We start from the raw sequence: 21,135 nt of genomic DNA on the forward strand, positions 1-21,135 counted from the left end.
TTCGCAAGCTGATCAGGAGTTCCAGGTATGACGGTTGACCCCAGAACTACCAGCCTCGACTTGCCGGTCGAGTGGACCAATCTCAGCCAGGCGGCCGTCGACGAGATGACGACGGCGATGGCCGCGGCCTACCTCGCCACCTATCGCGGTCCCCATGGCGGTGCGCCCACCAGCGACGGTTCCGACACCGGTCCGCTCATCCAAGTCAGCCCCGACGAACTCGTGCCGCCGGCCCTGATCGCCGCCCAGGAGCGGCTGGCGCACGGCCGGGCCCCTGCCGAAACGCTCGTCGCCGTCTACGGCACCGACGACCCGGGCGGCTTCGGACCCGCCCTGCAGATCGTCACCGAGCAGGCCACTATGCTGCTCGACTCGGTGACGGTGCTGCTGCACCGCCTCGGCGTGGCCTACGTCGCCTTGATGAACCCGGTCTTCCAGGTCCGGCGCAGCCCCAGCGGTGAACTGCTCGACGTGCAGCCACAGTCCACCGGCAGCGCCGCGGACGGCTTCCCCGAGTCCTGGATTCACGTTCAACTGACCCCCACGGTCAACCGCAAGGCGCTCGCCGAGGCGCAGCGGCTGCTGCCGATGGTCGTCGCCGACGCCCGGCAGGTGGCGCTGGACTCGGTGGCGCTGGGCGAGGTGCTGCAGAACCTGGCCCGCGAACTCGACGCCGACACGGGAGTCCGGTTCGCCGGCCCCGATCGCCGCGACGTGGCCGACCTGCTGCGCTGGCTCGCCGATGGCCACTTCGTGCTGCTCGGTTCGCAGCTGTGCGCGGTGGCCGACGGGCATGCCACGGTCGACGAGTCCACCCGTCTCGGTGTCGCCCGGCTGCGCACCGAAGTGCTGCCCGAGCTGACCGAACCCGGTGACCTGCTGGTGCTCGCCCAGGCGACGATGCCGAGCTTCCTGCGCTACGGGGCGTACCCCTACATCGTGGTGGTGCGGGAGACGCGAGCGACCGGAGACGTCGAGCACCGGTTCGTCGGCCTGTTCACCGTGGCGGCGACGAGCGCCAACGTGCTCGACATCCCGCTGATCTCGCGGCGCGCGCGCGAGGCGCTCGCACTGACGCAGAACGATCCCAGCCACCCCGGCCAGCTGATGCTGGACATCATCCAGACCATCCCGCGCTCGGAACTGTTCTCGCTGACCGCTGAGCAGATGCTCGCCATGGCCAGCGCCGTCATCGAACTGGGCTCGCGCCGCCGTGCGCTGCTGTTCCTGCGCGCCGATCAGCTCGGCCACTTCGTGTCCTGCCTGGTGTACCTTCCGCGTGACCGCTACACCACCGTGGTGCGGCTGGCGATGCAGGACATCCTGGTCCGCGAGTTCGGTGGTGAATCCATCGACTACACCGCCAGGGTCAGCGAATCGCCTTGGGCGGTCGTGCATTTCACGGTACGGCTGCCCGACACCTCGACCCGCCAGTCGATCGAAACCTCGGCTGCCAACCGCAACCGGGTGCAAGCGCTGCTCACCGACGCGCTGCGCACCTGGGGTGACCGACTGATCGGCGCCGCGCGCACCGGCTCGATCGACCAGGCGATGGCCGAGCACTATGCCGACGCGCTGCCCGAGGAGTTCAAGCAGGCCGTCACCCCGATCGAGGCCATCACCGACATCGGCTTCATCGAAGCGCTGCAAGAGAATTCGGTCAAACTGCAGTTCGAGCGGGGCGACGAGGGCAACGAGGCGTTCCTGACCTGGTACCTCGGCGGCTCGACGGCCTCACTGAGCCACCTGCTGCCCATGTTGCAGTGCATGGGCGTGGTGGTTCTCGAGGAGCGGCCGTTCACCGTGATCCGCCCCGACGGTCTCAAGGTCTGGATCTACCAGTTCAAGATCCGGCCGGACGCCTCGATGCCCGAGGCCGCCAGTTCTGAGGAATGGGACGCCACCGCGCAACGCTTCGCCGACGCGGTCACCGCGATCTGGCAGGGTCGCGCCGAGATCGACCGGTTCAACGAATTGGTGTTGCATGCCGGGCTGACCTGGCAGCAGGTCGCCGTGCTGCGCGCCTACGCAAAGTATCTGCGGCAGTCGGCTTTTCCCTACAGCCAGGCCCACATCGAAACAACGCTCAACGACAATGCCGGCACCGCGGCATCGCTGGTCGCGTTGTTCGAGGCGATGTTCGACCCCGAGTCGGCCGCCAAGGGCCTCGACGCACAGGCCGCCGCGGCCGCGGTGGCCGCCGATATCGACGCGCTGGTGAGCCTGGACACCGACCGGGTGCTGCGGGCCTTCGCCGCGATGATCCAGGCCACCCTGCGCACCAATTTCTTCGTCGAGGACCCGAGCTCGGCCCGTGCCCAGAACGTGTTGTCGCTCAAGCTCGATCCGCAGCTGATCGACGAACTGCCTTTGCCCAGGCCCAAATTCGAGATCTTCGTCTACTCACCGCGAGTCGAGGGTGTGCACCTGCGCTTCGGGCACGTCGCGCGCGGCGGCCTGCGCTGGTCGGACCGTCGCGAGGACTTCCGCACCGAAATCCTGGGCCTGGTCAAGGCGCAGGCGGTGAAGAACGCCGTGATCGTGCCGGTGGGCGCCAAGGGCGGCTTCGTCGTCAAGCAGCCGGTGCCACCCACCGGAGACGCTGCCGCCGACCGTGACAACTTCCGTAACGAGGGGGTGGCCTGCTACCGGCTGTTCATCGCCGGGCTGCTCGACCTCACCGACAACGTCGACCGGACCACCGGGCAGGTCATCACCCCGCCCGGTGTGGTCCGCCGCGACGGCGACGACGCCTACCTGGTGGTGGCCGCCGACAAGGGCACCGCCACCTTCTCCGACATCGCCAACGACGTCGCCAAGTCCTACGGATTCTGGCTGGGCGACGCGTTCGCCTCCGGCGGCTCGGTCGGCTATGACCACAAGGCCATGGGCATCACGGCCAAAGGCGCCTGGGAAGCGGTCAAACGCCACTTCCGCGAGATGGGCGTGGACACCCAGAGCGAGGACTTCACCGTCGTCGGCGTCGGCGACATGAGCGGCGACGTCTTCGGCAACGGAATGCTGCTCTCGCACCACATCCGGCTCATCGCGGCCTTCGACCACCGGCACATCTTCGTCGACCCCGACCCCGATGCGGCCAGGTCGTGGGAGGAACGCCGCAGGCTCTTCGAACTGCCGCGCTCGAGCTGGGAGGACTACGACCCCAGCCTGATCAGCGAGGGCGGCGGGGTGTTCAGCCGCCAGCAGAAGTCCATCCCGATCAGCCCGCAGATGCGCGACGCGCTGGGAATCGAGGACGGTGTCACCGAGGTGACCCCGCCGACCCTGATGCGGGCGATCCTGCAAGCCCCAGTGGACCTGTTGTTCAACGGTGGCATCGGCACCTACATCAAAGCCGAGTCGGAGTCCGACGCCGACGTGGGCGACCGCGCCAACGACACCATCAGGGTCAACGGAAACCAGGTGCGCGCCAAGGTCGTCGGCGAAGGCGGCAACCTCGGTGTCACCTCGCTGGGCCGAGTCGAGTTCGACCTGTGCGGCGGGCGCATCAACACCGACGCCATGGACAACTCCGCGGGGGTGGACTGCTCCGACCACGAGGTCAACATCAAGATCCTGGTCGACTCGCTGGTGACCGCGGGCAAGGTCAGCGCCGAGCAGCGCACCGAACTGCTCACCTCGATGACCGACGAGGTCGGCCAGCTGGTGCTTACCGACAACATCGACCAGAACGATCTGATGGGCACCAGCCGGGCCAACGCCGCCGCGCTGCTCAACGTCCACGCTCGCCAGATCCGTGAACTCGAGGAGCGCCGGGCGCTCAGCCGGGAGCTCGAGGCGCTGCCGTCCACCAAGGAGATCCGCCGACGCCAGGAAGTCGGTCTCGGACTGACCTCTCCGGAACTGGCGACGCTGATGGCGCACGTCAAGCTCGCGCTCAAGGACGAGGTGCTGGCCAGCGACCTGCCCGACCAGGAGGTGTTCGCCTCCTGGCTGCCGGGCTACTTCCCGAGCCAGCTGCGCGACAGGTTCGCTACGGAGATCCGCAGCCATCAGCTGCGCCGGGAGATCGTCACCACCATGCTGGTGAACAACGTCGTCGACACCGGCGGCATCACCTTCGCCTACCGGGTCACCGAGGACGTCGGTGTCGGCTATGTCGACGCGGTGCGCACCTTCGGCGCCACCGACGCGATCTTCGGGATCGGCGAAACATGGCGGCGCATCCGCGACGCCGGCGAGAACGGGGCCCTGCCGGTCAACGTCTCCGATCGGATGACGTTGGACCTGCGCAGGCTGCTCGACCGGGCCTCGCGGTGGCTGTTGAACTACCGGCCCCAGCCGCTGGCCGTCGGCGCGGAGATCAACCGGTTCGCCACCACTGTCGCCGCGCTGACACCGCGGATGTCGGAATGGCTGCGCGGTGACGACAAGGCGATCGTGACCAAGGAGGCGGCGGAGTTCGCCGCCCACGGTGCGCCGCAGGATCTCGCCTATACCGTGGCTACCGGCCTCTACCAGTACAGCCTGCTCGACGTTATCGACATCGCCGACATCGTCGAGCGTGACCCGGCCGAGGTCGCCGACACCTACTTCGCCCTCATGGACCACCTGGGCACCGACGGCCTGCTCACCGCGGTCTCCGGGCTGCCCCGTGATGATCGTTGGCATGCCTTGGCGCGCTTGGCGATTCGAGACGACATCTACGGCTCACTGCGGGCGCTGTGTTTCGACGTGCTGGCGGTGGGGGAGCCCGACGAGACCGGCGAGCAGAAGATCGCCGAGTGGGAACACACCAACGGGTCGCGAGTCGAGCGGGCCCGTCGCACCCTGGCCGAGATCTACGAGGATGACGAGCGCGACCTGGCGACCCTGTCGGTGGCGGCACGGCAGATCCGCAGCATGACCAGGACGAGTGGAACAGGATCAAGTGGTTAACGGATTCACCACCGGCGTGCATGTTCGCTGGTCGGACATCGACATGTACCAGCACATCAACCACGCCACCATGGTGACGATCCTGGAAGAGGCGCGGGTCGACTTCCTGCGCGAACCCTTCGCCGACGACATCACCACGATTGGTCTGCTCATCCACGAGGTTCGGGTTCTCTACAAAGGCCAACTGCGACTTGTGGATTCACCACTGCAGGTGACGATGTGGACCAAGCGGTTGCGCGCGGTGGACTTCACGCTGGGCTACGAGGTCCGTTCGGTGGGCGCCGAGCCCCACTCGCGGCCGGCGGTGCTCGCCGAGACACAACTGGCCGCGGTGCACATCGAGGAGCAGCGACTGGTCCGGCTCTCGCCGACGCACCGGGAGTACCTGCAGCGCTACCTGCGATGAGCCTCACCATTGCTGACGCGGTCCAGCGCAACGACCTGGCCGCCTTCGTCGAACGGGCCCTGCGGCTCGACGAAGCGGCGGTCGTGCGGCTGCGCCGGCGCGCGGACGGCCACATCGCGGCATGGGTAGGTACCGGTCTGGACGTGCTGGCCGTGCGGGTGGTGGCCGGGGAGCTGAATCCCGCCGACGTGTCCTGTGGCGCCGACGGTTTGGCGCGGGGGCTGCGGGGCGCGGATGCCGCCGGCCACATCGACACCGGCTTCCCGATGGACTCGGCATGGCGCGGTGTGCTGCCACCGGAGACCGGGTTCGCTCATCTCGATGACGTGCCGGCCGCGGTGCTGATCGAGCTCGCCCGCCGCGGCGCCGAACTGGCCAGAGACCAGAGCAGTGCACACGGCCCGCCGGCCTCACTGCTCGACCAGGACGTGCTGCAGGTCAGCTCCGGCGATGTTGCGGCGGGCGTGCCGATGCGGTGCGTATTCGCTTTGACTGCAATGGGTTTCGTTCCAGAGTCGCCATCGCAGGATGAGATCGTGCGAGTCCGGGTGCTGCCGGCATGGCTGCGCATCGACGCCCGATTCGGTTCGGTGTTCCGTCGCCGCGGCGACCCGGCGCTGGTACTGCGTTAAACCACGCCCCGTTGATCGCGAGAGTAACCTCACGGCGGAAATGTCGGCGTTGCGGCGCCGTGAGGTTACTGTCGGCGATCATAGAGGGAGACCGATGGCGGAGAAGGCATCTGAGGGTCTGCCGTTCTGGCAGAGCCCGGCAGCTCGACTGATCGTCGGGCTCGTCGTGGGCGCGGCCGTCGCGGTCACCCTGTCGCATCGCAACGGGGTGTTGGCATTGCTAGGCGGATGGTCCGCGCTGGCCTTGATCTTCACCGGCTGGACCTGGATTCTGTTGTGGCCGTTCACACCGGAGGAGACCGAGCAGCACGCCCACGATGAGGAGCCACGTCGGCTCTGGGTGGTCGCGGGTCTCATCCTGGTCGGAGCAGTTGCCAGCCTGGCAGGAGTCTTCGTCCTGCTCAACGACGGTCGGCAGTGGGCCGGGCTCGGCATAGCCAGCGTTGTGCTGTCCTGGTTCACCATTCACACGCTTTATGCGCTGATCTACGCCAGGCACTTCTACAACCCGCACCATCGGGGCGGAATCGACTTCAACAGCCCTCCGGGCCGCGACTACCGGCCCTGCTTCAAGGACTTCTTCTACATCTCGTTCGCGGTGGGGATGAGCTTTGCGATCTCGGACACCAATCTCGGGTCGACCAGGATGCGAGCCACCGCCCTGGGGCAGGGCTTGTTGTCGTTCGGGTTCGGGGCGATCATCATCGCCTCAGTGGTGAATATCCTTCCGTCGCTGCACTAGCCCGTCACCAACCACGCCGCCGAATCTGGCTGCAGCGCGCCGCCTTTCACCGGCGCGCTGGCAGCGATCACAGTGCCGTCAGGTAGCGCGACGGCCGACGTGCCGGTGTTGAGCACACACAGCACACCACCGGAGAAGAACGCCAGCACGCCCGGACCCAGCTGCACCCCTTCGACGTCGTTCTCGGTGAAGTGAAACGCGCTGCGGCGTAGCCGCAGAACGGTCCTGAAGAAGGTCAGCGTCGAGTCGGGGTCAGCGGCCTGGCGCTCCACGGTCAGCGTCCGCCACTGCGCGGGAATGGGCAGCCACGTGTCGGGATTCGACGAGAAGCCGAATGGGGGGGCGCTGCCTGACCAGGGCAGCGGCACCCGGCAGCCGTCGCGCCCGCGTTCGGTGTGCCCGGATCGTTCCCAGACCGGGTCCTGCAACACCTCATCGGGCAGGTCGACATTGGGTAGCCCGAGTTCCTCGCCGTTGTAAAGGAACACCGCACCCGGCAGCGCCAGCATCACCATCGCCATAGCTTTGGCGCGGGACAGGCCGAGCGTACCGCCGCCGTAGCGGCTGACCTCGCGGTCCACATCGTGGTTGGACAGCGTCCACGTCGGGCTGGCATCTGCCAAAGAAGCTGCGGCCAAGGCGTTCTCGATCGCATCATGAATACTGACCGCGTCGAAATCGGCTCGTACCAAACGGAAATTGAAGCCCATGTGCAGTTCGTCTGGCCGCAGGTACTTCGCGAAGTCCTCGTTGTCGAACACCCAGATCTCACCGATCGACACCGCGTCGGGATAGTCGTCGAGCACCGATCGGATACCGCGATGGATGTCGTGCACCCCTTCGTGGTTGAACCGCGGGTCGTCGTCCTGCGACGTCAGCATCTGGACGTCGGGATTGATCATGTCCGGCAGCCCGGGCGGCTTGGCCATCCCGTGCGCGACATCGATGCGGAACCCGTCGACCCCGCGGTCCAGCCAGAACCGCAGCGTCTTCGCCAGGTCGTCGAACACCTCGGGGTTGTCCCAGTTGAGGTCGGGCTGCTCAGCGTCGAACAGGTGCAGATACCACTGACCGTCGGCAACCCGAGTCCAGGCCGGACCGCCGAAGACCGACACCCAATTGTTCGGCGGCTCTTGGCCCTTGGGCCCGGAGCCGTCGCGGAAGATGTAGCGCTGCCGCGCCGCACCGCCCGGCGCGGCGGCCAGGGCCTCCTGGAACCACGCATGCTGGGAACTGGTGTGATTGGGCACCAGATCCATGGTGATGCGGATCCCGCGGCTGTGCGCCTCGGTGATCAGCTGCTCGAGCGCCCCCAGCCCGCCGAACAACGGGTCGACATCGCGGGGGTCGGCGACGTCGTAGCCATGATCAGCCATCGGCGACACCATCACCGGGTTCAGCCAGATCGCGTCGACGCCCAGGGCGCTGAGGTGGTCGAGGCGGGCCGTCACGCCGTCGAGGTCACCGACACCGTCACCGTCGCTGTCGGCGAACGATCGCGGATAGACCTGATAGAAGATCGCGTTCGCCCACCAATTCGGTTCAGCAGTCACGCTCTCTCATTGTGCCGTCAGTGGCGCGTGCGCGTAGGCCTGGTAGGTCCGGGTCACGAAATCCCTGAAGTACGGCAGCGACTCCGCTCCCACGATCCCGCCGAGCAGCACTCGCCATGCGCGTTCCAGCAGAGCGGGCAGCTGCTCGCCTGTGGCATCGGACAGCAGGTGCGACCCCAGGACGGCGGCCCACACCGCTGCACCTACCTCGTCGGCGTCAAGGTCGGCGACCAAATCACCCTGATCGACGGCTGCGCGGACCTGCCCGACAAACAACGTCGTCAAGTCCACGAATGCCTTCGGGCCATGGTCGCTGATCTGTGTCAGCGATCGGGCCAGCTGCTTACCGACCGCAACCAGTGGGTCGGTGGCCTTGACGTCCGCCACGATGAACGTGCTGCGGATGATGTTCTCCAAGGCCGGTGCGGAGGAGGCGATGACCGCCGACGATGCCTTCGACACCCGACGGACGCTCTCGTCGATGATCGCTGCCGCGACGGCTTCCTTGGACTCGAAGTGGTAGTAGAACGCGCCCTTGGTGACATCGGCGCGCGCCAAGATCTCGGCGAGCCCGGTTTCCCCGTAGCCCGGCTCGATGAACAGTTCGACCGCGGCGTCGATGATCCGTCGCCGGGTGGCTTCAGCCCTGGCCTGACGTCCCATCCCAGGACCCCTTTCCCGCACCCCCGCTTCTCAGAGTATCGAGGCGCCGAGCTCAGAACGGCGAGTTGACCATCGAATTGGCCGCCATTTCCAGATACGTAAGAAGTTGGCGACGATGGTCGTCGTCCAGGGTCTGGGCGTCGATCGAGGCGACCGCGGTGTGCATGCAGCGCAGCCAGGCGTCCCGCTCGATGAAACCGATCTTGAACGGGACGTGACGCATCCGCAGGCGGGGGTGTCCGCGCAGGTCGGAATAGGTGCGCGGGCCGCCCCAGTACTGCTCGAGGAACATCCGCAGCCGGTCCTCGGCGGCGTCGAGCTCGTCTTCGGGATACAGCGGCAGGAGCACCTCGTCCTCACGAACCAGCTCGTAGAACCGGGACACGAGGGTGCGGAACGTTGCGGCACCACCCACCGCGTCGTAGAAGGTCTGCTGATCTTGGGACACACCACCATTGTGTACGCCGCACCCGGCGGGCCCGACGTCACCCGAAGTTCACGGATTCGACCAGCGAACACAGCCCAAATAATCGTGCGCTCGCGGCCGATCCGTGGTGGACTGGAACGCGGAGGATGCATGTCGCAGCGCAAACGGAACCGCGGTCACCGCGCCGCGGCAGGGACGGTCGGGTCCCTCCCGAGTTCAGGGCTGCACGCCGACCCTCACATACCCAGCCCGGCTGACGGGTCAGTGTGGGGGCGTCGCCGGGTATTGCTGCTGAATTCAACCTACGAACCGTTGACCGCGTTGCCGATGCGCCGCGCGGTCATCATGCTTTTATGCGGTAAGGCCGACGTGGTGCACGACGACCCGTCCGGTCCCGTGATCCACTCGGCGACACGGGTGATCGTGGTGCCGTCGGTGATCCGGCTGCGCAGTTACGTGCGGGTGCCTTACCGGGCACGCATTCCGATGACGAGGGCCGCGCTGATGCACCGCGACCGGTTCCGCTGCGCCTACTGCGGGTCCAAGGCCGACACCGTCGACCATGTGGTGCCGCGCAGCCGCGGCGGCGAGCATTCGTGGGAGAACTGCGTGGCGGCCTGCGCGACGTGCAACCACCGCAAGGCCGACAAACTGCTGTCCGAATTGGGCTGGACGTTGCGGTTGGTGCCGTCACCGCCGAAGGGCCAGCACTGGCGGCTGCTGTGCACGGTTAAGGAGCTCGACCCCGCATGGGTGCGTTACCTCGATGAGGGCGCGGCTTGACGCTGCTACCGTTTGCATCGTGAGCACTGCAGCAATTCACTCGTTGATGGGCGGGATACCGCTGTTGGTGGTGGCGATCCTCACCGCGGTGATCTTCTCCCGTAAAGGCAATCACCCCGCCACGTACAAGCTTTCCGAGCCCTGGACGCATGAACCGATCCTGTGGGCGGCCGTCGACGAGGTCGTTCCCGGCGACGGGCACCACGGGCATGGTTCCGACGAGAGCACTGTGGGAGGTGGCGCAAGTGGCAAGTGGTGACCACGGAAGCGCACTGGCGACGACCGGCCCGGCGGAGCTACCGGTGGGTTGGGCGGTCACGTCCAGCGGCCGGCTGTCCGGCGTCACCGAGCCCGGCCACCTGTCGGTCAACTACCCGTTCCCGACCAAGGACCTCGTCGCCCTCGATGACGCCCTGAAGTACGGCAGCAGGCAGGCCAAGGCCCGCTTCGCGGTCTACATCGGCGACCTCGGCGCCGACACCGCGGCCCGGGCCCGTGAGCTTCTCGACGACGTTCCGACGCCGAGCAACGCTGTGCTGCTGGCGGTTTCGCCGGACCAGCGGGCGATCGAGGTGGTCTACGGGGCTGACGTTCGCGGCCGTGGCGCCGAGTCCGCCGCGCCGCTCGGGGTGGCTGCGGCTGCCTCAGCGTTCAAGGAGGGCAACCTGATCGACGGGTTGGTCAGTGCGGTGCGGGTGCTGTCGGCGGGGATTTCTCGACCCTGACCGCTGCGCCGGCGTTCCTGATCGCGACGTAGCGCTCCAGGAAGGCGCGTTCGTCGAGGCGTTTGCGCCGCATCCAGCTGGTGACCTCGTCATTGCACTTGCTGGCATTGCACGCCGCGCAGGCGGGCACCACGTTGTCCACCGTGTAGCGGCCCCCGCGGGAGATCGCCATGACGCAATCGCGCTGCAGCGGCCTACCCGTGGCCCCGCAGTAGGCGCAGCCGTTCCAGGCTTCCTTGAGCGCCGCCCACTGCTCCTCGGTCAGGTCGTTGACAACCGCCCTGACGCGGCGGGTGCGCCTGCGCGCGGCGCGGGCTCGCCGAGAGTTGGGGGCCGCCATGGCCCGATCTTCTCAGCGCGAGCGCGCACGGGCGCACACCTCGCGGCGGCGTGTCGGGGGTCAGCCCGCGTCGAACTGGCGCGCCTTCAGCGAGCGCTCCACACCGGCACGGCCCTCGAGCACCAGCCGGCGCAGCGCCGACGGCAGCTCACCGGCGAGGAACTCGTCGGCTGCCGCCAGCGCGTCGGCGCTGATGTCCCACGACGGGTAGAGCCCGACGACCACCGTCTGGGCCACCTCACTGGACCGGCGTTCCCACACCCCGGGAATCGCCGCGAAGTAGCGCGCGGTGAACGGTGCCAGCAGCGCACCCTGGCCGGGCTGGCCGAAGCCGCCGATGATCGAGCGGGCGGTGATGTTGGGCAGCGTGTCGTCCTCGACGACCTGCTGCCAGGCCTGCTCCTTGACGGCGACCTGCGGACGGGCGGCGGCCGCGGCGGCGGCCTGCCGCTTGCCGGCGGCGGTCGGGTCGCGCTGGGCCTCGCCGTCGATGAACGGCGTCGCCGGACCGTCGGCGTCGAGGTCGCCGCTGGCCGCCAGCGCGGTGACGATGCGCCAGCGCAGATCGGTGTCGATGACCAGGCCCGACAGGTTCACCGCGGCCGGCTCGTTGTCCAGCAGGGTCGCCAGCACGGCGACGTGGTTACGGGACAGTACTGAGGTGCACAGGGCGTTGACGAACGCCAGCTGATGGTCGGATCCAGGTGCGGACTCGCGCGCCAGGTCCAGCAACCGGTCGGCGAATGCCGGCCAGCCGTTGTCCTTCGCCCAGGCCGGGTCGGCGTAGGAGTTCAGGGCGGTCTGGGCCTGCAGCAGCAGTCGCTGGGCCACCCCGACCTCGGTTTCGGCCTGCACACCGCTCATCACCAGCGCCACGAAGTCGCGGGCCTTGAGTTCGGCGTCGCGGGTCATCTCCCAGGCCGCCGACCACACCAGTGTGCGGGGCAGCGGCTCAGCGATGTCGGCGATGCGACTCAGCGCGGTGCGCAGCGAATCCTCGTCGAGGCGCAGCGAGCAGTACGTCAGGTCGTCGTCGTTGACCAGGATCAGCTGGCCACGCGAAACACCTTGCAGCGCAGGAACTTCGGTGATCTCACCGGAGACGTCGAGCTCCTCGCGGTGCACCCGCACCAGCTTGCCGGTCAACGGGTCGTCGTCATAGATGCCGACAGCCAGCCGGTGCACCCGGGTTTCCCCGGCGCCCGGCGCCGCCCCGCCCTGGGTGATCGCGAACCGGGTGAACCGCCCGGCGTCGTCGACGTCGAAGTCGGCGCGCAGCGTGTTCAGGCCGGTGGTCTTGAGCCACTGGCGGCCCCAGTCGGACAGGTCGCGGCCCGAGGCCTTCTCCAGCGCACCCAGCAGGTCGCTGAAGGTGGCGTTGTCGAAGGCGTGCGCGGCGAAGTAGTCGCGCAGGCCGGCCAGGAAATGCTCCAGACCGACGTAGGCCACCAGCTGCTTGAGCACGCTGGCACCCTTGGCGTAGGTGATGCCGTCGAAGTTCACCTCGACCGCGTGCAGGTCAGGGATGTCGGCGGCCACCGGGTGCGTCGAGGGCAGCTGATCCTGGCGGTAAGCCCACGACTTCTCCACGTTGGCGAACGTCGTCCAGGCCTGGTCGTACTCGGTGGCCTCGGCCTGACACAGCACCGAGGCGAACGTCGCGAACGACTCGTTGAGCCACAGGTCGTCCCACCACGTCATGGTGACCAGGTCGCCGAACCACATGTGCGCCATCTCGTGCAGCACCGTCTCGGCGCGCCGCTCGTAGCTGTAGCGGGTCACCTTGGACCGGAAGACGTAGTCCTCCAGGAACGTCACCGCGCCGGCATTCTCCATCGCGCCGGCGTTGAACTCGGGCACGAACAGCTGGTCGTACTTGCCGAACGCATAGGGCACCCCGAAGTTGCGGTGGTAGAACCCGAAACCCTGTTTGGTCTCGGTAAACAACCGCTCGGCGTCCATGAACTCGGCCAGCGAGGACCGGCAGAACAGCCCGAGCGCGATCTCGCCGTGCTCGTCGGTGTAGACGTCGTCCCAGCGGGCATACGGCCCGGCGATCAGCGCCACCAGGTAGGTACTCATCCGCGGGGTGGTGAGGAACGTGTGCACCTTGGTCTGGCCGGCGTCCGCCACGGTGGTGGTGGCCCCGTTGGAGATGACCTGCCAGTGCGCGGGTGCGGTGACCGTCACGTCGAAGGTGGCCTTGAGGTCTGGCTGGTCGAAGCAGGCGAACATGCGCTTGGCATCGGCGGTTTCGAACTGCGAGTACAGGTACACCTCGCCGTCGACGGGGTCGACGAAGCGGTGCAGACCCTCACCGGTGTTCGAGTAGCGGCAGTCGGCCTCCACCACGAGGGTGTTCTGCTTGGCCAGCCCGCGCAGCGCGATGCCGGTGGACTCGTCATAGCCGGACACGTCGATCGCCTGGCCGTTGAGGACCGCACTGTGCACGGTGTCGGCCGCCAGGTCGATGTAGGTGTCGGCGCCGGGCAGCGCCTCGAACTCGACGGTCGTGGTCGACCGGAAGGTCTTCTCGCTGGATTCGATCCCCGGGTCGCTACGCTCCTGCCCGCCGGAAGTGAGATCCAGAACGATCTGGTAGTTGTCGACGGTGATCAGCGCAGCGCGCTCGACGGCCTCATTGCGGGTGAGATTGGGAAGCACGTGTTCCAACTTATCGTGAGAGGGAACACTCGACTCTGTTGACGAGTTGTGCTCGACGTCATATCCGTCCATCCGAGGAGCCCGCATGTCCGAGAAGTCCCGCGCCGATTTCTGGTTCGACCCGCTGTGCCCGTGGTGTTGGATCACCTCGCGCTGGATCCTCGAGGTCGAAAAGGTCCGCGACATCGACGTGAGCTTCCACGTGATGAGCCTGGCCGTGCTCAACGAGGGCCGCGACCTCCCCGAGCAGTACCAGGAGATGATGAAGAAGGCGTGGGGGCCGGTGCGGGTGGCCATCGCCGCCGAGCAGGCCCACGGCAATGAGGCGCTCGCCCCGCTGTACACCGCGATGGGCACCCTGATCCACAACGAGGACAACAAGAACCTCGAGGAGGTCATCGTGAAGTCGCTCGACCAGGCCGGGCTCCCGGCCGAGCTGGCCAAGGCCGCCACCGACGGGTCCTACGACGACGCACTCCGCAAAAGCCACCACGCCGGGATGGACGCCGTCGGCGACGACGTCGGCACCCCGACGATCCACGTCAACGGGGTCGCGTTCTTCGGCCCGGTGCTGTCGAAGATCCCGCGTGGCGAAGAAGCCGGCAAGCTCTGGGACGCCTCGGTGACGTTCGCGGCCTACCCGCACTTCTGGGAGCTCAAGCGCAGTCGCACCGAGCCGCCGCAGTTCGACTGACCCCGCTCGGGTTGCAGCCGAGGGCCCGCGGCACCAGAGTCTTCGCATGACAGTTGCCGAGCCCACCACCGACGGCACCTACCGCGATCGGATCATCGCGGTCGAACCGGGCGGAAACGAATTCATCGCCGAGGAAGACCGGCACGGTAAGCCCCACCAGTTGTTCTGGACGTGGACCTCGCCGAACCTGGAATTCGCGACGATCTTCGTCGGCGTGCTGGCGGTGGCCGTCTACGGCATGAGCTTCTGGCAGGCCGTGGCCGGGATCGTCCTGGGAACCGGGCTCGGCGCGGTCGCGCACTACCTGCTCTCGGCGCGCGGCCCGCTGCACGGCGTGCCGCAGATGGTGCTGGGGCGGTTGTCGTTCGGATTCAAGGGCAACGCGGTGCCCGCCGTCCTCATGTCGGTGACCGCCGGAGTGGGCTGGTTCGCCACCAACAGCGTCAGCGGAGCGTATGCGCTGGCGGCCTTGTTCGGCATCGGTCCGCTGGTCGGTCTGGTCATCATCGTGCTGGTGCAGACGGCGTTCGCGTTCTTCGGCCACAACCTGGTGCAGGCCTTCGAGCGCTGGTCGTTCCCGGTGCTTGCGGTGATCTTCGCCGTCGCATCGGTGGCCATCCTGCTCAAGTCGAATGTCGCTGCGCCGGCACTGGATCCGATCGTGGGCGACGGTTCCCTCGGCGGCTTCCTGCTGACCGTCGGCACGGCGTTCGGCTACGCCGCGGGCTGGACGCCCTACGCCGCGGACTACACCCGCTACCTGCCGTCCACGGTCTCGACCGCGCTCACCGGGCTCTACGCCTCGGCGGGGCTGTTCCTGTCGTGCGCGTTGCTCGAGATCGTCGGCGCCGCATCGGTCACGATCGGGCCCGCCCTGTCGGACAACCCGACCCAGGCGTTCACCGGCGAGCTGGCCACACCGCTGGCCAAGGCCACCCTGCTGGCCATCGCGATCGGGGCCATCGCCGCGAACTCCATCAACATCTATTCCGGCGCAATGGCTTTCGTGACAATCGGGGTCAAACTGCCCCAGCACATCGCCCGCGCGCTGGTCACGGTGTTCTTCGGCGTCGCCGGGTTTCTGGTGGCATGGTGGGCACTGCCCGACGCTGCCGCCAGCTACGAGGCCTTCCTGCTGATCATCGCCTACTGGATCGGGCCGTGGCTCGGCGTGGTGTTCGCCGATCAGTACCTGCGCCGCGGCCAGCCCATCGCAGGGTTCCTCTACGACCGCAGTTACACCAACTGGGGCGGGTTCGCGTCGTTCGCCGCCGGCCTGGTGATCTCGGTGCTGCTGTTCTCCAACCAGGAGAAGTTCGTCGGCTATATCGCACGCGGCGTCCCGCAACTGGGCGACATCACGTTCTTCGTCGGCTTCCTGATTGCCGGCGCCGGTTATCTTGTGTTGTGCCGTTCGAAGATCGCCGCGGAGCGCACCGCGGTATGACACCGCAGGACATGCTCGACGTCGCCTACGAAGAGGCCCGAAAAGGCTTCGCGGAGGGCGGAATTCCGATCGGTGCGGCGCTGTTCAGCGCCGACGGGGTGTTGCTGGGCCGCGGCCACAACATGCGGGTGCAGCAGGACGACCCGTCGATCCACGCCGAGACCGCTGCGTTCCGCAACGCCGGCCGCCAGACCGACTACCGCTCGACGATCATGGCCACCACGCTCTCGCCGTGCTGGTACTGCTGCGGGCTGGTGCGGCAGTTCAACATCGGCGCCCTGATCATCGGCGACGCGCGAACCATTGTGTGGGGGCACCCCGAACTCGCTGCGCACGGGGTCAAGATCACCGTGCTCGACGACGACCGCTGCTACGACCTGCTCAACGAATTCATCGCCGCCAAACCCCATCTGTGGAACGAGGACATCGGGGTGGCCGAATGATCGCCGCGGTCGACATCTCCCGCTGGCACGCCGGGGGAGCCGAGGCCGACGCGGTGGCCGCCGAACTCGACGAGGGCCTGCAGCAGGCGGGCTTCATCCTGGTCACCGGCCACGGGATCGACCCGGAGCTGACCGCCGCCGTCCGCGCCGCGGCGCGCGAGTTCTTCGCGTTGCCCGACGAAGTCAAACGGCAGTACTCGGTGACCGTCGGCGGGCACGGCTGGATCGCACCCGGGGCCGAGGCCAATGCCTACGCCGAAGGCACCGAGACGCCGCCGGATCTCAAGGAGAGCTACAGCCTGGGTGCGGAGACCGCCGTCGGCGACCCCGAGGTGGACCGGATCTGGTTCGCCCCGAACGTCTGGCCCGGCGAGGTACCCGACCTGCAGAGCCTGGTCACCCGGTACACCGCGGCGATGCGCCGACTGGCCGACGACCTGCTGGCGTTGATGGCCCACGCGCTGCACCTGCCGGCCAACCCGTTCGTCGACCTGGCCGACCGGCCCACCTGGACGATGAACATCAACCACTACCCGCCGATCAGCGTGGTGGGGGAGCCCGAACCCGGCCAGTTCCGGATCGGTCCGCACACCGACTTCGGCACCGTGACCATCCTTGACCGCGAGCCGGGAGCCGGTGGCCTGCAAGTCTTTTCCGAGACCGGCGGATGGGAAGACGCACCCTACGACCCGGCTGCGCTGACCGTCAACATCGGTGACTTGCTCGAGTACTGGAGCGGCTATCGCTGGCCGTCGGGGCGGCACCGGGTACTGCCGCCGCAGCCGCACGCTCCCGAAGAGGATCTGGTCTCGCTGATCTATTTCTACGAGGCCAACCACGACGCGCTCGTCACCCCACTGGGCCCGCCGATCGGCAAGGTCGCGGGCCTGGCGCCGGTCACGTCATCGGCCTTCATCAAGGAACGGTTGGACGCCATCACCGTTGGCTGATGTCGGGCTGGGCACCGCGTCGAGATCGGCAATAGCCTTTTCGCTCAACGTGATAGCGCCCGCGGCGACGTTCTCTTCCACGTGGCCGACCGACCCGGTGCCGGGAATGAGCAAGATTGCGGGGGAGTGGGCGAGCAACCATGCCAGTCCCACCTGCGCCGGCAGGGCATCGACTTCGGTCGCGATGCGCGTCACCACCGGATTGTCGGCGACCTTGGGGAAGCCCGGAAAGCCGGACCCCAGAGGGAAATACGGGGCCCAGGCGATGTCGTTGGCAGCGCAGAACCTCAGCCCGTCCTCATGGGTCCGGTCGAGCAGGTTGTAGGCATTCTGTACGCAGACGATGCCGGCAGGAACGGCTCGGCGCACAGTCGCCAGCGGGACGTTGCTGATCCCGATCGCGCCGATCTTGCCCTCGTCGCGCAGCGCGATCAGCTCGGCCAGCTGGTCGTCGAGATCCACCTGCTGATCGCCCTCGGCGAGCAATCCGGGTCCGATGTCCGCGCGACGCAGGTTCACCACCGGGATCTGATCCAGGCCCAGGGTTTCGAGATCCAGTTCGACGGACGCGCGTAACTCGGTCGGCTTCTGGGCCAGGGTCAGTGGTACCTCCGCACCCGGCACCGACCGCGCCCCGACCTTGCTCACGATCACCAGGTCCTCGGGATACGGCGCAAGCGCGCGCCATATGCGACGGTTCACCTCGCCGTCACCGTAGAACGACGCGGTGTCGATGTGGTTGATGCCCAATTCGACCGCGCGGCGAAGCAGGGCCACCGCGTCCTCGATCGGCGGGGTGGCGACGTTCATCGCGCCGTAGCCGACCCGGGCCACGCGTCGGCTGCCCAGCCTGGCTGTTCCAGCGGGTGGGGAAATGGCTGCCATGATGCTCCTGAACTGTCATACTCGGCGATGCGGAGGAACCTCCGGTTAGTCGACGATAGCAAAACGGAGGAGCCTCCGCTATGGCCGAGCCTGCGCGGGCCGACGCGCTGCGCAACCGTGAGCGGCTGCTGGCCGCCGCCGCCGCGGCGTTCACCGCAGCCGACGGCCCGGTCTCGCTGGAGGGCATTGCCCGCGCGGCCGGTGTCGGGATCGGCACGCTGTACCGGCATTTCCCCAGTCGGGAAGTGCTGACCGAGGCGGTTTACCGCGCCGAACTGGCCGAAGTCGCGGCGTCAGCCGCGCAACTGCTGGACCGGCACCCCCCGGCGACCGCCCTTCGCCGCTGGATGGACCGCTACGCGGAGTTCGTCGCCGCCAAGCGCGGCATGGCCGAGTCGCTGCGCGCCGTCTTCGAATCCGGAGCCATGAGGCCCAGTGACACTATGACCAGCATCGTCGGCGCCGCCGAGGTGCTGCTGGCCGCCGGTGTCGCCGAGGGCAGCGTCCGTGCCGACGTGCGTGCCGATGACTTCGTGTCCAGCCTGCTGGGCATCATGCTCACCAGTGGTTCGGCTGAGCAGGCCCAGCGGATGATGGACCTTCTCGCGGCCGGAGTGGTCGCCCACTAGGGTTACCGCCATGCGTGTCTACCTCGGCGGCGATCACGCCGGATACGAACTCAAGCAGGCCATCATCGAGCATCTGAAGAAGACCGGCCACGAGCCGATCGACTGCGGCGCTTTCGACTATGACGCCGACGACGACTACCCGGCCTTCTGCATCGCTGCGGCGCTGCGCACGGTCGCCGACCCCGGCAGCCTGGGCATCGTGCTCGGCGGTTCGGGCAACGGTGAGCAGATCGCAGCCAACAAGGTTCCCGGTGCCCGGTGCGCCCTGGCGTGGAGCATCGAGACCGCGTCACTGGCCCGCGAGCACAACAACGCCCAGCTGATCGGTATCGGCGGCCGGATGCACACCCAGGAGGAGGCGCTGGCCATCGTCGACGCCTTCGTGAGCACCCCGTGGTCACAGGCGCCGCGTCACCAGCGTCGCATCGACATCCTCGCCGAGTACGAGCGCGACCACGTGCCGCCGCCGGTGCCCGGCGCCTAGCCGTGCCCGAGGGGCATACCCTTCACCGGCTGGCCCGGCTGCATCACCGCCGCTTCGCCGGCGCCCCGGTCGCGGTGTCCAGCCCCCAGGGCCGGTTCACCGACGCGGCGGTGGTCAACGGCCGGGTGTTCACCCGCGCCTCGGTGTGGGGCAAGCATCTGTTCCACCACTACGACGGCGGGCCGATCGTGCACGTGCACCTCGGTCTTTACGGCACCTTCACCGAGGCTGCGGTGCCGATGGCGTTACCGGTCGGGCAGGTACGGATGCGCGTCGTCGGCGTTGAGTACGGCACCGACCTGCGCGGCCCGACCGCCTGTGAGCTGCTCGACGAGGCCCAGGTGTCTGCCATCGTGGCCCGGCTGGGCCCGGACCCGCTGCGCCGCGACGCCGACCCGGACTTGGCCTGGGCGCGAATCATCAAGTCCCGTAAGCCGATCGGCGCGCTTCTGATGGACCAGAGTGTGATGGCCGGTGTCGGTAACGTCTACCGCTGCGAGTTGCTGTTCCGCCAGCACATCGACCCTCACCGGCCGGGCCGCGACATCACCCCCGAGGAGTTCGCCGGCGCCTGGGCAGATCTTGTCGACCTGATGAAGGTCGGGGTGCGCCGCGGCAAGATCGTGGTGGTGCGCCCCGAACATGACCACGGCGCACCGTCGTATCGGCCCAATCGACCGCGCACTTACGTTTACCGCCGCGCGGGTGAGGATTGCCGGGTGTGCGGCACGCCGGTGCGGACCGCTGAGCTGGAGGGCCGCAACCTGTTCTGGTGTCCGACCTGCCAGCTGTGAGCTTTGGCGGGCCTGGCTCACGCCTTCTTGGTCCGGCGGTAGTAGTCCCGCCAGATCAGCCGGTGGATCGGAATCAGTCGCGGAATCGAGCGGACCCCGGGGATGAACGGAACCAGCATCAGCCCCGCGGTCAACAACATCATCAGAGCCCAGATGAGAGCGTCGGCATTGTCTGACGTGGAGAACGGCGGAATCTGATACCAGAAGGTGTACAGCCACATCCAGGGCTGGCCGGGCGCATTGCCCACCTCGTTCATCATTCCCCACTGATCGCCGCCCAGGTTCTTGGCGCGGGCCTGATCCTCGAAGTAGGCACCGTCGCCGAGGAGCAGCAGCGATTTTGTTGCGTCACCACCATAGAAGTTCCCCGACGATGTCAGGGCGCCCTCGATGCCGCCGCCACGGGCCAGGTTCAGAAACGACGTCGACAGAGCCGGCACCGGACCGTAATCGCCTGCCGCGACTTTGGACGGGTCGCCACCCGCACCCGTCGCGGGCGCCTCGTCGGTGGCCGGTGTCCCGATGGCGTCGGAATAGTCGGTGGCCCATTTTGTACGTTGATCAGCGGGTGCTGCATTCCACTGAGCAAGTGCCGCAGACAGTTTGGGATCGTTGGCCACCTGCCCAAGTGGGCCGAGAACCAGGTCCGCCGAGTCGACTGGTAGCCGTACCCCACCGATCTTCTGCAGCGGTATCGGGCCGATCTTCTGGCCCTCGGACGCGGTGTTGTACGGCGGGCCGTAGCTAGCACTGGCGGTGGTTCCCGCGAGCTCGCCGACCGCGGTCATCACGACGTCGTCGGGCGCGTTCTGTGCCCAGGCGGCCATCGTGATCGGCGGGTCGTCCGGCGAGGAGAAGATCGCCGCAAGGCCCACACTGAGAACCAGCACCACGACAAGCGCGATGACGAACTCTTTGACCAGATCGTATGGGCGAGTGGGGAAATCGTGCGAGTCGGGCGTTTTGCGGGCCATG

The 21,135-nt window shown here is 67.6% G+C and carries 21 protein-coding genes; 14 read left to right on the forward strand and 7 right to left on the reverse strand.

Annotation, left to right across the window (positions count from 1 at the left end; all coding sequences use genetic code 11):
* Positions 1 to 27: 27 nt before the first annotated feature.
* From HBE64_RS07875 to HBE64_RS07890, 4 genes are all read left to right on the forward strand, one after another.
* Positions 28 to 4,899 (forward strand): NAD-glutamate dehydrogenase, encoded by a 4,872-nt coding sequence (locus HBE64_RS07875; RefSeq protein WP_167099995.1) that lies wholly within the window; start codon positions 28 to 30, stop codon positions 4,897 to 4,899.
* Positions 4,900 to 4,942: 43 nt separating this feature from the next.
* Positions 4,943 to 5,305 (forward strand): acyl-CoA thioesterase, encoded by a 363-nt coding sequence (locus tag HBE64_RS07880; RefSeq protein ID WP_371744174.1) that lies wholly within the window; start codon positions 4,943 to 4,945, stop codon positions 5,303 to 5,305.
* The gene (locus tag HBE64_RS07885; protein WP_167100001.1) at positions 5,302 to 5,937 is read left to right on the forward strand and encodes a hypothetical protein; all 636 of its coding nucleotides are present in this window, start codon (positions 5,302 to 5,304) and stop codon (positions 5,935 to 5,937) included. The genes HBE64_RS07880 and HBE64_RS07885 overlap by 4 nt, the downstream gene beginning before the upstream one ends.
* 94 nt (positions 5,938 to 6,031) lie before the next feature.
* Positions 6,032 to 6,679: a DUF1345 domain-containing protein gene (locus HBE64_RS07890; protein WP_167100004.1), complete on the forward strand. Its 648-nt coding sequence runs from the start codon at positions 6,032 to 6,034 to the stop codon at positions 6,677 to 6,679.
* Here HBE64_RS07890 and HBE64_RS07895 read toward each other — a convergent pair.
* Genes HBE64_RS07895 through HBE64_RS07905 form a run of 3 tightly spaced genes read right to left on the reverse strand, consistent with a single transcriptional unit; the run spans position 6,676 to position 9,343 of the window.
* Positions 6,676 to 8,232 carry a glycoside hydrolase family 13 protein gene (locus HBE64_RS07895; RefSeq protein WP_167100007.1) on the reverse strand — a complete coding sequence of 519 codons (1,557 nt, stop codon included), beginning with the start codon at positions 8,230 to 8,232 and terminating at the stop codon, positions 6,676 to 6,678. The two genes, HBE64_RS07890 and HBE64_RS07895, sit on opposite strands and share 4 nt — an antisense overlap.
* A 6-nt stretch (positions 8,233 to 8,238) precedes the next feature.
* Complete coding sequence (locus HBE64_RS07900; RefSeq protein WP_167100010.1) at positions 8,239 to 8,895, reverse strand: TetR/AcrR family transcriptional regulator; 657 nt, start codon at positions 8,893 to 8,895, stop codon at positions 8,239 to 8,241.
* A gap of 52 nt (positions 8,896 to 8,947) precedes the next feature.
* Complete coding sequence (locus HBE64_RS07905; RefSeq protein ID WP_167100013.1) at positions 8,948 to 9,343, reverse strand: globin; 396 nt, start codon at positions 9,341 to 9,343, stop codon at positions 8,948 to 8,950.
* Between the two features lie 129 nt (positions 9,344 to 9,472).
* On the opposite strand from HBE64_RS07905, the gene HBE64_RS07910 reads away from it, so the two are divergent.
* From HBE64_RS07910 to HBE64_RS07920, 3 genes are read left to right on the forward strand one after another with little or no spacing between them, the layout of a single operon-like run.
* Positions 9,473 to 10,105 carry an HNH endonuclease gene (locus HBE64_RS07910; RefSeq protein ID WP_167100016.1) on the forward strand — a complete coding sequence of 211 codons (633 nt, stop codon included), beginning with the start codon at positions 9,473 to 9,475 and terminating at the stop codon, positions 10,103 to 10,105.
* A gap of 46 nt (positions 10,106 to 10,151) precedes the next feature.
* Entirely contained in the window at positions 10,152 to 10,364 is a 213-nt protein-coding gene (locus tag HBE64_RS07915; protein ID WP_167108882.1) for a hypothetical protein, read from the forward strand.
* Positions 10,351 to 10,830, forward strand: a complete 480-nt coding sequence (locus HBE64_RS07920) for a DUF5130 domain-containing protein (protein WP_208300587.1) — start codon at positions 10,351 to 10,353, stop codon at positions 10,828 to 10,830. Before HBE64_RS07915 ends, HBE64_RS07920 begins: the two co-directional genes overlap by 14 nt.
* Here the strand turns inward: HBE64_RS07920 and HBE64_RS07925 are convergent.
* On the reverse strand, positions 10,787 to 11,170 hold the full coding sequence (locus tag HBE64_RS07925; protein WP_167100022.1) for an HNH endonuclease: 384 nt from the start codon (positions 11,168 to 11,170) through the stop codon (positions 10,787 to 10,789). The genes HBE64_RS07920 and HBE64_RS07925 overlap by 44 nt on opposite strands.
* A gap of 60 nt (positions 11,171 to 11,230) precedes the next feature.
* Positions 11,231 to 13,834, reverse strand: a complete 2,604-nt coding sequence (pepN, locus tag HBE64_RS07930; protein WP_167100025.1) for an aminopeptidase N — start codon at positions 13,832 to 13,834, stop codon at positions 11,231 to 11,233.
* An 85-nt stretch (positions 13,835 to 13,919) separates the two neighbouring features.
* On the opposite strand from pepN, the gene HBE64_RS07935 reads away from it, so the two are divergent.
* Genes HBE64_RS07935 through HBE64_RS07950 form a run of 4 tightly spaced genes read left to right on the forward strand, consistent with a single transcriptional unit; the run spans position 13,920 to position 17,368 of the window.
* The gene (locus tag HBE64_RS07935; RefSeq protein ID WP_167100029.1) at positions 13,920 to 14,528 is read left to right on the forward strand and encodes a DsbA family protein; all 609 of its coding nucleotides are present in this window, start codon (positions 13,920 to 13,922) and stop codon (positions 14,526 to 14,528) included.
* A gap of 46 nt (positions 14,529 to 14,574) precedes the next feature.
* The gene (locus HBE64_RS07940) at positions 14,575 to 15,975 is read left to right on the forward strand and encodes a cytosine permease (protein ID WP_167100032.1); all 1,401 of its coding nucleotides are present in this window, start codon (positions 14,575 to 14,577) and stop codon (positions 15,973 to 15,975) included.
* Positions 15,972 to 16,418 carry a nucleoside deaminase gene (locus HBE64_RS07945; protein WP_167100035.1) on the forward strand — a complete coding sequence of 149 codons (447 nt, stop codon included), beginning with the start codon at positions 15,972 to 15,974 and terminating at the stop codon, positions 16,416 to 16,418. Before HBE64_RS07940 ends, HBE64_RS07945 begins: the two co-directional genes overlap by 4 nt.
* On the forward strand, positions 16,415 to 17,368 hold the full coding sequence (locus HBE64_RS07950) for an isopenicillin N synthase family oxygenase (RefSeq protein WP_167100038.1): 954 nt from the start codon (positions 16,415 to 16,417) through the stop codon (positions 17,366 to 17,368). The genes HBE64_RS07945 and HBE64_RS07950 overlap by 4 nt, the downstream gene beginning before the upstream one ends.
* On the opposite strand, the gene HBE64_RS07955 is transcribed toward HBE64_RS07950, so the two are convergent.
* Complete coding sequence (locus HBE64_RS07955) at positions 17,321 to 18,253, reverse strand: aldo/keto reductase (RefSeq protein ID WP_167100040.1); 933 nt, start codon at positions 18,251 to 18,253, stop codon at positions 17,321 to 17,323. The genes HBE64_RS07950 and HBE64_RS07955 overlap by 48 nt on opposite strands.
* Before the next feature lie 80 nt (positions 18,254 to 18,333).
* On the opposite strand from HBE64_RS07955, the gene HBE64_RS07960 reads away from it, so the two are divergent.
* From HBE64_RS07960 to HBE64_RS07970, 3 genes are read left to right on the forward strand one after another with little or no spacing between them, the layout of a single operon-like run.
* Positions 18,334 to 18,882 (forward strand): TetR/AcrR family transcriptional regulator, encoded by a 549-nt coding sequence (locus HBE64_RS07960; RefSeq protein WP_167100043.1) that lies wholly within the window; start codon positions 18,334 to 18,336, stop codon positions 18,880 to 18,882.
* A gap of 10 nt (positions 18,883 to 18,892) precedes the next feature.
* Positions 18,893 to 19,366, forward strand: a complete 474-nt coding sequence (locus tag HBE64_RS07965; protein ID WP_167100046.1) for a ribose-5-phosphate isomerase — start codon at positions 18,893 to 18,895, stop codon at positions 19,364 to 19,366.
* Between the two features lie 2 nt (positions 19,367 to 19,368).
* Entirely contained in the window at positions 19,369 to 20,160 is a 792-nt protein-coding gene (locus HBE64_RS07970) for an Fpg/Nei family DNA glycosylase (protein WP_167100049.1), read from the forward strand.
* Positions 20,161 to 20,177: 17 nt separating this feature from the next.
* Here HBE64_RS07970 and HBE64_RS07975 read toward each other — a convergent pair whose 3' ends face one another.
* On the reverse strand, positions 20,178 to 21,134 hold the full coding sequence (locus HBE64_RS07975; RefSeq protein ID WP_167100052.1) for a hypothetical protein: 957 nt from the start codon (positions 21,132 to 21,134) through the stop codon (positions 20,178 to 20,180).
* Position 21,135: the final 1 nt, after the last annotated feature.

The organism is Mycobacterium sp. DL592 (assembly GCF_011694515.1).
GTDB lineage: Bacteria > Actinomycetota > Actinomycetes > Mycobacteriales > Mycobacteriaceae > Mycobacterium.

What these genes read in the sequence shown, in the direction of transcription:
- HBE64_RS07875 (WP_167099995.1), top strand. Translation starts at nt 28, where the DNA reads ATGACGGTTGACCCCAGAACTACCAGCCTCGACTTGCCGGTCGAGTGG.
- HBE64_RS07880 (WP_371744174.1), top strand. Translation starts at nt 4,943, where the DNA reads ATGTACCAGCACATCAACCACGCCACCATGGTGACGATCCTGGAAGAG.
- HBE64_RS07885 (WP_167100001.1), top strand. Translation starts at nt 5,302, where the DNA reads ATGAGCCTCACCATTGCTGACGCGGTCCAGCGCAACGACCTGGCCGCC.
- HBE64_RS07890 (WP_167100004.1), top strand. Translation starts at nt 6,032, where the DNA reads ATGGCGGAGAAGGCATCTGAGGGTCTGCCGTTCTGGCAGAGCCCGGCA.
- HBE64_RS07900 (WP_167100010.1), bottom strand. Translation starts at nt 8,895, where the DNA reads ATGGGACGTCAGGCCAGGGCTGAAGCCACCCGGCGACGGATCATCGAC.
- HBE64_RS07910 (WP_167100016.1), top strand. Translation starts at nt 9,473, where the DNA reads ATGTCGCAGCGCAAACGGAACCGCGGTCACCGCGCCGCGGCAGGGACG.
- HBE64_RS07915 (WP_167108882.1), top strand. Translation starts at nt 10,152, where the DNA reads ATGGGCGGGATACCGCTGTTGGTGGTGGCGATCCTCACCGCGGTGATC.
- HBE64_RS07925 (WP_167100022.1), bottom strand. Translation starts at nt 11,170, where the DNA reads ATGGCGGCCCCCAACTCTCGGCGAGCCCGCGCCGCGCGCAGGCGCACC.
- HBE64_RS07935 (WP_167100029.1), top strand. Translation starts at nt 13,920, where the DNA reads ATGTCCGAGAAGTCCCGCGCCGATTTCTGGTTCGACCCGCTGTGCCCG.
- HBE64_RS07940 (WP_167100032.1), top strand. Translation starts at nt 14,575, where the DNA reads ATGACAGTTGCCGAGCCCACCACCGACGGCACCTACCGCGATCGGATC.
- HBE64_RS07945 (WP_167100035.1), top strand. Translation starts at nt 15,972, where the DNA reads ATGACACCGCAGGACATGCTCGACGTCGCCTACGAAGAGGCCCGAAAA.
- HBE64_RS07950 (WP_167100038.1), top strand. Translation starts at nt 16,415, where the DNA reads ATGATCGCCGCGGTCGACATCTCCCGCTGGCACGCCGGGGGAGCCGAG.
- HBE64_RS07955 (WP_167100040.1), bottom strand. Translation starts at nt 18,253, where the DNA reads ATGGCAGCCATTTCCCCACCCGCTGGAACAGCCAGGCTGGGCAGCCGA.
- HBE64_RS07960 (WP_167100043.1), top strand. Translation starts at nt 18,334, where the DNA reads ATGGCCGAGCCTGCGCGGGCCGACGCGCTGCGCAACCGTGAGCGGCTG.
- HBE64_RS07965 (WP_167100046.1), top strand. Translation starts at nt 18,893, where the DNA reads ATGCGTGTCTACCTCGGCGGCGATCACGCCGGATACGAACTCAAGCAG.
- HBE64_RS07975 (WP_167100052.1), bottom strand. Translation starts at nt 21,134, where the DNA reads ATGGCCCGCAAAACGCCCGACTCGCACGATTTCCCCACTCGCCCATAC.